The sequence below is a fragment of the Caballeronia hypogeia genome (genome assembly GCF_001544875.2).
Lineage (GTDB): Bacteria > Pseudomonadota > Gammaproteobacteria > Burkholderiales > Burkholderiaceae > Caballeronia > Caballeronia hypogeia.
Genome location: NZ_FCOA02000072.1, coordinates 1 through 3,705, shown reverse-complemented (window position 1 = coordinate 3,705; position 3,705 = coordinate 1). Strand labels below are relative to the sequence as shown.

Annotated in this window: 2 tRNA genes and 2 rRNA genes; all 4 read left to right on the top strand. The window is 52.4% G+C overall.

What is annotated here, in order from left to right:
* Positions 1-40 precede the first annotated feature (40 nt).
* The 4 genes from AWB79_RS37840 to rrf all read left to right on the top strand — a co-directional run bounded on the left by AWB79_RS37840 (position 41) and on the right by rrf (position 3,696).
* Positions 41-117: transfer RNA gene (locus AWB79_RS37840), tRNA-Ile, on the top strand.
* Positions 118-163: 46 nt separating this feature from the next.
* A tRNA-Ala gene (locus AWB79_RS37835) sits at positions 164-239 on the top strand.
* 289 nt (positions 240-528) lie between these two features.
* Positions 529-3,413: ribosomal RNA gene (locus AWB79_RS37830) — 23S ribosomal RNA — on the top strand.
* A gap of 170 nt (positions 3,414-3,583) precedes the next feature.
* Positions 3,584-3,696, top strand: a 5S ribosomal RNA gene (gene rrf, locus AWB79_RS37825).
* Positions 3,697-3,705: the final 9 nt, after the last annotated feature.

Genomic DNA, 3,705 nt, shown 5'->3' with positions numbered 1-3,705 from the left:
AAGCGCTCACGCTTATCGGCTGTTGTTTAAGACAGGCTTTGGGTCTGTAGCTCAGTCGGTTAGAGCACCGTCTTGATAAGGCGGGGGTCGATGGTTCGAATCCATCCAGACCCACCACGGTCAGGATGAGTCGATCGAATGATCGAGCAGACTCAAGAGACTTGGGGGATTAGCTCAGCTGGGAGAGCACCTGCTTTGCAAGCAGGGGGTCGTCGGTTCGATCCCGTCATCCTCCACCAATCCTCAATGCCAAGTGTTTCGTGAAGACGAAATTCTTTGCATTGGCGATTGAAAGCCAGTTGATGCTGTAGGTATTGCAAGACACCTATCGGCTAAACGTTCTTTAACAATCTGGAAGAAGTAGTAAAGAGAATCTTGGAAAGCACTTAGAGATGGGTGTGAGTAGAAGATTCAGGGTAGTGATTGTATCAAGTATGAAAAGTGATCTTAATGATGACTTGGAATACGGCACAACGCGAATACTCAGCCTGTAGCGAGGGTGGCTCGAGAGAGACACACTTGTTATAGGGTCAAGCGAACAAGTGCATGTGGTGGATGCCTTGGCGATCACAGGCGATGAAGGACGCGGTAGCCTGCGAAAAGCGGAGGGGAGCTGGCAAACGAGCTTTGATCCTCCGATATCCGAATGGGGAAACCCGGCCCGAATGGGTCATCCATAGCTGAATACATAGGCTATGCGAAGCGAACGCGGTGAACTGAAACATCTAAGTAACCGCAGGAACAGAAATCAACCGAGATTCCCAGAGTAGTGGCGAGCGAAATGGGACCAGCCTGTACTCTTTATTTGCATTGTTAGTCGAACGCTCTGGAAAGTGCGGCCATAGCAGGTGATAGCCCTGTAGACGAAAACAGCGTGAAAGAACTAGGGGTACGACAAGTAGGGCGGGACACGTGAAATCCTGTCTGAAGATGGGGGGACCATCCTCCAAGGCTAAATACTCGTGATCGACCGATAGTGAACCAGTACCGTGAGGGAAAGGCGAAAAGAACCCCGGGAGGGGAGTGAAATAGATCCTGAAACCGCATGCATACAAACAGTCGGAGCCTGGAAACGGGTGACGGCGTACCTTTTGTATAATGGGTCAGCGACTTACGTTCAGTAGCGAGCTTAACTGATTAAGGCAGGCGTAGCGAAAGCGAGTCCGAATAGGGCGATCAGTTGCTGGGCGTAGACCCGAAACCAAGTGATCTATCCATGGCCAGGTTGAAGGTGCGGTAACACGTACTGGAGGACCGAACCCACTAACGTTGAAAAGTTAGGGGATGAGCTGTGGATAGGGGTGAAAGGCTAAACAAACTTGGAAATAGCTGGTTCTCTCCGAAAACTATTTAGGTAGTGCCTCGTGTATCACCTTCGGGGGTAGAGCACTGTCATGGTTGTGGGGTCCATTGCGGATTACTACGCCATAGCAAACTCCGAATACCGAAGAGTGCAATCACGGGAGACAGACATCGGGTGCTAACGTCCGGTGTCAAGAGGGAAACAACCCAGACCGCCAGCTAAGGTCCCAAAGATTGGCTAAGTGGGAAACGAAGTGGGAAGGCTAAAACAGTCAGGAGGTTGGCTTAGAAGCAGCCACCCTTTAAAGAAAGCGTAATAGCTCACTGATCGAGTCGTCCTGCGCGGAAGATGTAACGGGGCTCAAGCCAGTCACCGAAGCTGCGGATACGTGCTTAAGTGCGCGTGTGGTAGGAGAGCGTTCCGTAAGCCTGCGAAGGTGTGTCGAAAGGCATGCTGGAGGTATCGGAAGTGCGAATGCTGACATGAGTAGCGATAAAGGGGGTGAAAAGCCCCCTCGCCGTAAGCCCAAGGTTTCCTACGCAACGTTCATCGGCGTAGGGTGAGTCGGCCCCTAAGGCGAGGCAGAAATGCGTAGCTGATGGGAAGCAGGTCAATATTCCTGCACCATTGTTAGATGCGATGGGGGGACGGATCGCGGAAGGTTGTCCGGGTGTTGGAAGTCCCGGTCGCTGCATTGGAGAAGGTGCTTAGGCAAATCCGGGCACGTAATTCAAGGGTGTGGCGCGAGCTTCTTCGGAAGCGAAGCAATTGGAAGTGGTTCCAAGAAAAGCCTCTAAGCTTCAGTCTAATGATGACCGTACCGCAAACCGACACAGGTGGGCGAGATGAGTATTCTAAGGCGCTTGAGAGAACTCGGGAGAAGGAACTCGGCAAATTGGTACCGTAACTTCGGGATAAGGTACGCCCTTGTAGCTTGACTGGCCTGCGCCAGGAGGGTGAAAGGGTTGCAATAAACTGGTGGCTGCGACTGTTTAATAAAAACACAGCACTCTGCAAACACGAAAGTGGACGTATAGGGTGTGACGCCTGCCCGGTGCCGGAAGATTAAATGATGGGGTGCAAGCTCTTGATTGAAGTCCCGGTAAACGGCGGCCGTAACTATAACGGTCCTAAGGTAGCGAAATTCCTTGTCGGGTAAGTTCCGACCTGCACGAATGGCGTAACGATGGCCACACTGTCTCCTCCCGAGACTCAGCGAAGTTGAAGTGTTTGTGATGATGCAATCTCCCCGCGGCTAGACGGAAAGACCCCATGAACCTTTACTGTAGCTTTGCATTGGACTTTGAACCGATCTGTGTAGGATAGGTGGGAGGCTATGAAACCAGGACGCTAGTCTTGGTGGAGCCGTCCTTGAAATACCACCCTGGTTTGTTTGAGGTTCTAACCTTGGTCCATTATCTGGATCGGGGACAGTGCATGGTAGGCAGTTTGACTGGGGCGGTCTCCTCCCAAAGTGTAACGGAGGAGTACGAAGGTACGCTAGGTACGGTCGGAAATCGTGCTGATAGTGCAATGGCATAAGCGTGCTTAACTGCGAGACCGACAAGTCGAGCAGGTGCGAAAGCAGGTCATAGTGATCCGGTGGTTCTGTATGGAAGGGCCATCGCTCAACGGATAAAAGGTACTCTGGGGATAACAGGCTGATACCGCCCAAGAGTTCATATCGACGGCGGTGTTTGGCACCTCGATGTCGGCTCATCTCATCCTGGGGCTGTAGCCGGTCCCAAGGGTATGGCTGTTCGCCATTTAAAGAGGTACGTGAGCTGGGTTTAAAACGTCGTGAGACAGTTTGGTCCCTATCTGCCGTGGGCGTTGGATATTTGAAGGGGGCTGCTCCTAGTACGAGAGGACCGGAGTGGACGAACCTCTGGTGTACCGGTTGTGACGCCAGTCGCATCGCCGGGTAGCTATGTTCGGAAGAGATAACCGCTGAAAGCATCTAAGCGGGAAACTCGCCTTAAGATGAGATATCCCTGGGGCTTCGAGCCCCTTGAAGGGTCGTTCCAGACCAGGACGTTGATAGGTCAGGTGTGTAAGTGCAGTAATGCATTGAGCTAACTGATACTAATTGCCCGTAAGGCTTGATCCTATAACCAGTGTGTTTCGTAGTGACCTGGCGCTTGAGCGCTTAGTCAATACCCCCCGTAGGGGGCACGCCGGTTGAGTGACGCCTTGTGCTCACAGTCACCACCCCAAACACTTCTACTTCTTCCCGGATTGGTTGTAGCGCTTGCCAAAGCGAGACAACAACAAGTCATGCCTGATGACCATAGCGAGTCGGTCCCACCCCTTCCCATCCCGAACAGGACCGTGAAACGACTCCACGCCGATGATAGTGCGGATTCCCGTGTGAAAGTAGGTAATCGTCAGGCTCCTCATGC